The sequence below is a fragment of the Kaistella sp. genome (assembly GCF_049588135.1).
Lineage (GTDB): Bacteria > Bacteroidota > Bacteroidia > Flavobacteriales > Weeksellaceae > Kaistella.
On sequence record NZ_JBAVFG010000080.1, the window covers coordinates 1 to 6,288 of the forward strand.

The 6,288-nt window shown below is 33.4% G+C and carries 9 protein-coding genes; 6 read left to right on the forward strand and 3 right to left on the reverse strand.

Annotated elements, in window-relative coordinates:
* From WBY99_RS04610 to WBY99_RS04620, 3 genes are all read right to left on the reverse strand, one after another.
* A partial coding sequence (locus WBY99_RS04610; RefSeq protein ID WP_423975161.1) for a GNAT family N-acetyltransferase occupies nt 1-406 on the reverse strand: 406 nt, incomplete at its 3' end.
* Between the two features lie 71 nt (nt 407-477).
* On the reverse strand, nt 478-1,683 hold the full coding sequence (locus tag WBY99_RS04615; RefSeq protein WP_423975169.1) for a metallophosphoesterase: 1,206 nt from the start codon (nt 1,681-1,683) through the stop codon (nt 478-480).
* Between the two features lie 66 nt (nt 1,684-1,749).
* Nucleotides 1,750-2,817 carry a 3-oxoacyl-ACP synthase III family protein gene (locus tag WBY99_RS04620; protein ID WP_423975162.1) on the reverse strand — a complete coding sequence of 356 codons (1,068 nt, stop codon included), beginning with the start codon at nt 2,815-2,817 and terminating at the stop codon, nt 1,750-1,752.
* A 104-nt stretch (nt 2,818-2,921) separates the two neighbouring features.
* On the opposite strand from WBY99_RS04620, the gene WBY99_RS04625 reads away from it, so the two are divergent.
* The 6 genes from WBY99_RS04625 to WBY99_RS04650 form a co-directional block, all read left to right on the forward strand.
* Nucleotides 2,922-3,494 carry a hypothetical protein gene (locus WBY99_RS04625; RefSeq protein WP_423975163.1) on the forward strand — a complete coding sequence of 191 codons (573 nt, stop codon included), beginning with the start codon at nt 2,922-2,924 and terminating at the stop codon, nt 3,492-3,494.
* A 6-nt stretch (nt 3,495-3,500) separates the two neighbouring features.
* Nucleotides 3,501-4,220: a bifunctional demethylmenaquinone methyltransferase/2-methoxy-6-polyprenyl-1,4-benzoquinol methylase UbiE gene (ubiE, locus tag WBY99_RS04630; protein ID WP_423975164.1), complete on the forward strand. Its 720-nt coding sequence runs from the start codon at nt 3,501-3,503 to the stop codon at nt 4,218-4,220.
* A 1-nt stretch (nt 4,221) separates the two neighbouring features.
* On the forward strand, nt 4,222-5,016 hold the full coding sequence (locus WBY99_RS04635; RefSeq protein WP_423975165.1) for a porin family protein: 795 nt from the start codon (nt 4,222-4,224) through the stop codon (nt 5,014-5,016).
* A gap of 150 nt (nt 5,017-5,166) precedes the next feature.
* Nucleotides 5,167-5,469 (forward strand): hypothetical protein, encoded by a 303-nt coding sequence (locus WBY99_RS04640; RefSeq protein WP_423975166.1) that lies wholly within the window; start codon nt 5,167-5,169, stop codon nt 5,467-5,469.
* Nucleotides 5,469-5,756 carry a cell division protein ZapA gene (locus WBY99_RS04645; protein WP_423975167.1) on the forward strand — a complete coding sequence of 96 codons (288 nt, stop codon included), beginning with the start codon at nt 5,469-5,471 and terminating at the stop codon, nt 5,754-5,756. Before WBY99_RS04640 ends, WBY99_RS04645 begins: the two co-directional genes overlap by 1 nt.
* A 286-nt stretch (nt 5,757-6,042) precedes the next feature.
* A partial coding sequence (locus WBY99_RS04650; protein WP_423975168.1) for an Rnase Y domain-containing protein occupies nt 6,043-6,288 on the forward strand: 246 nt, incomplete at its 3' end.

Here is a 6,288-nt window from a genome sequence, read left to right on the forward strand (position 1 = left end):
ATTCGTACACTTTTCGGGCGTTGTTTTCTTTGTTTACATTCAAAATAATTCGGTTGTCAGAAGTTTCTGCAACTTTTTCTTTTAAGAAATTCATCGCCGTTTTTCCGATGCCTTTTCCTTTTGCTTCGGGAAGAAGATAGATTCTGTGAAGTTTGGTGGTGTTTTCTTCGTAATGAAATTCGAAACCGATAAAACCAACAGGAATTTCTTCATTAAAAATTAAATGATATTGATAATTAGGATTTTGCAAATGCGACGAAATTTCTTCCGCCGAATACATTTCCGATAACATATATTCGATTTGCTTTTTTGAAAGAATTTCGGAATAAGCAGCATTCCAGGATTTTTCTGCCAATTCACGAATCAATTCTATATCAGTTATTGTTGCTTTTTTTAAAGTAGTCATTATTTTTTCTCGCAGATTTTTCAGATTTTGAAAATGAGTGTCATTCGTTAAAATTCGAATAATTTGTATTTTTAAATCAATTCAATTAAAGTGATTTCGGGTTCAATTCCGACTCTTCCGGGATAACCAATTACGCCGAAACCACGGTTTACATAAAGATATTTTCCTTCGCTTTCATATAAATCTGCCCATTTTTTGTAACGGTATTGCGCCGGAGACCAACGAATGTTTTTCAAATCGAGACCGAATTGCATCCCATGCGTATGACCAGAAAGCGTGAGTTGCACATTTACAGGATGATTTTTTACGATATAATCAAAATGTGTTGGATCGTGACTCATCAAAATTTTGGCAGCTTCAGCAGGAATCCCATCAGATGCTTTGTCTAAGTCACCATATTGTGGAAAAGGTTTTTCTCCCCAATTTTCCACACCGATTAGATACAGTTTTTCGCCGTTTTTTTCAATGATTCGATGTTCATTTCTTAACATTTCAAAGCCAGCTTTTCTTTGAAATTGAATTAAATTTGGAATGTTTTGTGCTTTTTCCTGCATTGATTCCCAAGCACCATAATCCCCGTAATCATGATTTCCAAGAATTGAGAATTTACCATCTTTCGCTTGAATGCTTTTAAATAAAGGTACAAAAGGTTGAAATTCATCGGCGTAATTATTGACCATGTCTCCCGTAAATAAAACCAGATCTGGTTTTTGCTCATTAATTAAATCGAAGGCTTTCTGTAATTTTTCGGGATGGAGGAAACTTCCGGCGTGTACATCTGAAATTTGAATAATTTTATAACCTTTAAAACTTTTTGGTAAACCTGCGATTTTTATTTTCACTTTTCTTACACTATGACGGTATTTCCCGAAAATAATTCCATCTAAAAATAAACCTGAAAGTACAGCAGCACTTCCTATTCCTACAATACTTAAAAATTTGCGACGTTCCGGAAAATGATTATCACCTGAACCAAATGATTGAAATGTAAATTGAAGTCCTCTACCGATATCTCCAATTAAAAGAAAGAAAGCGACAAGAAGTTTAGGAAGCATGAAAATCATAAAGACTGACGAAATGAGCTGTACCCGATGATGGTCACGATCTGTTCTTTTAAAATTAAGAACTTCATAAATGAAAAATAAATAAACCAAAATCGTAATTACCCAATAGGCAATTCTCAAATAGTGGTTATTTGTTATGGTTTTAAATGCTTGATAAACGTAAAATTCCAAGGCGAATAAAATTCCGGTGAATATTAATATATTTCTTTGCATCATTTTTTAGTCAAGAAAAAAGCACAAAACAAAGTTTGTGCTTTTCTTTATTTTTTAAGCTGTTAATTAAGGAAAACGATAAACAATCGCATTGATGTTCATTCCTGCTCCCACCGAAGTGAAGACGATATTTCCTTTTTCTTTGAAAAATTGTCCTTCCATTTTTCCTTTAATAATCAAATCGAACATGGTCGGGATTGTTGCCACAGATGAGTTTCCTAAGCTTTGAATGGTCATTGGTGAAACAGCGTGATCGTAATCTGATTTCCCATATAATTTAAATAAACGGGAGATCATCGCATAATCCATTTTTGCATTGGCCTGGTGAATTAAGATTTTATCGATATCGTCGATGGTTAAATTCGCTTTGTCGATGGTTTCTTTAATTGCAACAGGAACATTTTTCAATGCATATTCGTAGATTTTTCTACCATGCATTCTGATGTATAATGGTCTCTGGTCTTCATCTTTTTTCAATGAAGAAGCATTTTCGAGATAGTGTAGTTCTGGTCCATTATCGCAAATCGTTGAATCGGCAATAATCCCGACGGTTTCGTCATCAGTCGCTTTTACAACAACTGCTCCGGCGCCATCTGCAAAAATCATTTTATTTCGGTCGAAATTATCGGTTACTCTGCTCAGGGTTTCTGCGCCAACGACTAAAATTAATTTTGCTTTTTTCGCTTTAATTAAAGTATCTGCCAAAATCATGGCTTCAACCCAACCTGGACAACCGAAAATCATATCGTAATTTACCGTTCTTCTGTTTTTAATACCGAGCTTGTTTTTTACTCTAGAAGACATAGAAGGCATGAAGTTGGTCATTCCATTCGTGTCAACTTCACCAAAATTACTGGCGTAAATAATGTAATCTAAATCCTCCTGATCGATTTTTGCATCAGCAATCGCTTCTTTCGCCGCTCGAGAACCGAGATCAGAATTAAATTCATCATCTTCTAAGTAACGTCTTTCTTCGATTTCGGTGATTTCTACAAATTTTTGAATGATTTCCTCGTTAGGTTTTTCGATTTTGTCACCTTCGTCGGTATAAAAAACAGAGTTCATGAAATGTTCTTTACCGATTACCTTTGTCGGAATATAGCTTCCTGATCCGATTATGATTGTATTGGGCATATATTGGTATGAAAAATTTAGGGCAAATTTAAGAATTATTATTGTACCGTAGTAAAACAAAATTATTATTAAATTTGCAAAAGTTTTTCACCAGAATATTTTATATGAAAATCAGTCCATCTACCAAAGGTTTAATTATATCACTCATTACCGTATTGTTTGCCTTCGGGATTTATAATTTCTTTTTAGCAAAAAAAAATTATTATCTTGTGGATAATCCCACCGATAAAACTTTTTACTTTAAAATTAATAATGATATTGAAAAAATTATTTCGGCAGGTCAGAAAGTGAAAGTTGATCTAAAGAAAGGTAAAAACGATATTAAAGTTTTTGACGGCCAAAAGAAGATGTTGTACGATTCGGGTTTTGTGGTGAATAAAAACCGAGGCTTATTGAATATCGCTCATCAGGATTATTATATTAATGAACAGTTTTACGGCTACGGATTAAACAAAGATTCATTGATTGCAGTACGAAAACAGACGGATATTGATGGCAAATTATATCTGAATGCTCCAGTGCATTTTAGTAAATTATATAGCGATGACTTTTATTATAACATCGATGAAGATTACGATGGAGTTGTAAAAAATATCCAGAAAGTAGAATCCAGAACAAAAATTTTCCGAAAACAGGATTTTTTGAATTATTATAAAGAATATTATCAATTTAAATAAGATACTTTGAACCAAATTACCCCTTACAATACCGAAGCCGGAAAGAAAAAAGAAGTCGAAGACATGTTCGACAATATTGCACCCAAATATGATTTGTTAAATCATGTACTCTCAATGAAAATTGATGTTTTATGGAGAAATACTTTGGTGAAATGGATGAATGCTGACCAGCCAAAAGAAGTTTTGGATGTTGCCACTGGAACAGGAGATTTAGCAATCGCAGTACAAAAAGGAACTGGTGCGAAAATAATCGGTTTAGATTTGTCACAACAAATGTTGAATGTAGGTATTGAAAAAATCAGGAAAATTAATTTAACCGATCAAATCGAAATGATCAAAGGAGATGCAGAAAATCTTCCTTTTGAAAGCAATAAATTCGATGCGGTTTCCGTTGCTTTTGGAGTGCGTAATTTCGAGAATTTAGAAAAAGGCTTAGATGAATTAAAAAGGGTAGTGAAAGAGGAAAAGAGCGTTTATATCTTAGAGTTTTCTAAAGTAGAAGGTTTTTTAGCTCCTTTCTATCTATTTTATTTTAAAAATATTTTGCCACAAATCGGCAAATTAGTTTCAAAAGATAATCGCGCGTATACCTACTTGCCAGATTCTGTAAATGCTTTCCCTTTTGGAGAAAAAATGAAAACCATTCTATTGAATGTTGGATTTAAAAAAGTAGAGTACAAGAAACTAAGTTTAGGAATCGCAACAATTTATAAGGCAACCAAATAGTATGGCGAAAACAATATTAAAAATTAATTTAATTACGGCAATTTTTGTTGCATCGTTATTGAATGCACAACTCTTTCGAACTAAGGATCGAATGGATCTAGAAGGAGGAGGGAATGACGAGCAAAAATTCAATTATGGGTTTTATCTTGCAGCCAATAATTTCGATTATAAAATGGTTCTTGATCCCAAATTCGGAATGGGAATAGATAAGCAAAAGAGTTTGGTTCAAACCAAGTCCACCTATAGTTTCGGCGCAGGTCTTATCGGCAAATTAAAATTAAATGATAATTTTGATTTAAGAATAGAGCCCGCACTACAATTTGTAGAACGCGAAATTTATTTTGACACGCAATCGAACAATCGTTTTTCGGCAGGAACGCCAGCAAATCAACCTTTTACGCCGAGCGTTTTAACAGATGCTGATAAATTAAGAATGGTGAAATCGACTTATGTTGATATCCCTGTATTAATTGAAGTACATGGTGATCGATGGTACAATTCCAGACCTTACGTTGCTACAGGGGTAAACTGGATGATGAATTTACAATCCAACAGCAAAGCAGAAGATGATAATCAACAAGGGATTTTCCGTACTACTGCGAGCAATTTTGCATGGTCAGCAGAAATAGGAATGCAGTTTTATTTCAGTATATTTAAATTGACTCCTGGCTTCAGAGGAACTTTTATGATTAATAATGAATCGGTTGCAGATAATGCTGAAACACCTCCATATTGGTCGTCTGCAATTTCTAGCGCAAAAAGTAGAGCATTCATGTTTGTGCTGAAATTCGAATAAAAATAAGAGTGTTTTTTAATAGCAAAGAGAAGGTTCTAAGACTTTCTCTTTTTTTATTTTGTAATTTCTAAAATTAGTAGTCAATAAGTTATACTTTCAAATTAATTTTTTATATTTTTGCTTCAGAGTTAGAATAAATTAACCTGGGAAATGCTCAAAGATTTAGAAAATAATTTTTCGCTTTTAGAAAAGAAGATTTTGGCGGTAAGTAAAAATTACGAAAATCTGAACGAAAAATTTTTAGAATTAAATCAGGAGCATGATGAGTTGAAGATGAAATACGAAGAGGAAAGAAAGAGAAATCAGGTTTTAGCAGAAGAACAAAAAGATATAAAACTTTATTCAGCAATATCAGGAAATCCAGACCATAACCGATTGATGAAAAATCATATCAACCGGTTGATTAAAGAAGTGGATTATTGTATTGCGGAACTTCAAAATAGTGGATTGTAATGGATGTAAGAAGAATAACCATCACGATTGCCGGAAGAAGTTATCCGCTGAATGTACCCTCCGCAGAAGAAGAAACCTTGCGGAAAGTAGGAAAACAGATTGAAGCAATGATTAAAGATTTTGAACAAAATTTTGACGTTAGAGATAAACAGGATGCTTTGGCAATGTGTTGCTTGAAATTAGGAACCAATGCAGAAGTAGCACAAATCAATAACGATAAAAATATAAAAGATTCCACAGAGCGATTGAAGAATATCAATCAATTTTTGGAAGCGTTGGAAAAGTAGATTTTTCTTTTTCAATCAACGACTGCCTACAATAGTTCTAACACATTACAGGTAAACTCAACGCAAAACTATTACCGAACGAAAGTTTATTTAATGGCGTGCCGACTTGCTCGGATTACAGAAAATAAAAAACAGTTCAAATCGTGTTGATTAGGAGTTTACTCTAAATCCGTGAATTATTGTAGGCTTTTTTTTAACCAATAATCAAAAGTTATAGGGCTTTTAAATTAAATAATTTAAAGGTAATCACTTGAATTTTAAACACTTAATATTAAACTTAACATATATGACAACAATCGCCATTATTATCGGTATTGTTTGCTTAGTGATAGGAGCGGTAATTGGAATGGTTTTTTCCAAAAGCGGCCTTAACGCAAAAGCGAAATTCATCGTAGAAGATGCAAAGAAAAACGCCGAGAACCTTATAGAAAAAGCCACCGTACAGGCAGAATCAATTAAGAAAGAAAAGCATTTTCAGGCCAAGGAAAAATTCATGGAACTGAAATCGCAACATGACGCAGACATTCAATCC

What these genes read in the sequence shown, in the direction of transcription:
- WBY99_RS04615 (WP_423975169.1), bottom strand. Translation starts at nt 1,683, where the DNA reads ATGCAAAGAAATATATTAATATTCACCGGAATTTTATTCGCCTTGGAA.
- WBY99_RS04635 (WP_423975165.1), top strand. Translation starts at nt 4,222, where the DNA reads ATGGCGAAAACAATATTAAAAATTAATTTAATTACGGCAATTTTTGTT.
- WBY99_RS04645 (WP_423975167.1), top strand. Translation starts at nt 5,469, where the DNA reads ATGGATGTAAGAAGAATAACCATCACGATTGCCGGAAGAAGTTATCCG.
- WBY99_RS04640 (WP_423975166.1), top strand. Translation starts at nt 5,167, where the DNA reads ATGCTCAAAGATTTAGAAAATAATTTTTCGCTTTTAGAAAAGAAGATT.
- WBY99_RS04620 (WP_423975162.1), bottom strand. Translation starts at nt 2,817, where the DNA reads ATGCCCAATACAATCATAATCGGATCAGGAAGCTATATTCCGACAAAG.
- WBY99_RS04625 (WP_423975163.1), top strand. Translation starts at nt 2,922, where the DNA reads ATGAAAATCAGTCCATCTACCAAAGGTTTAATTATATCACTCATTACC.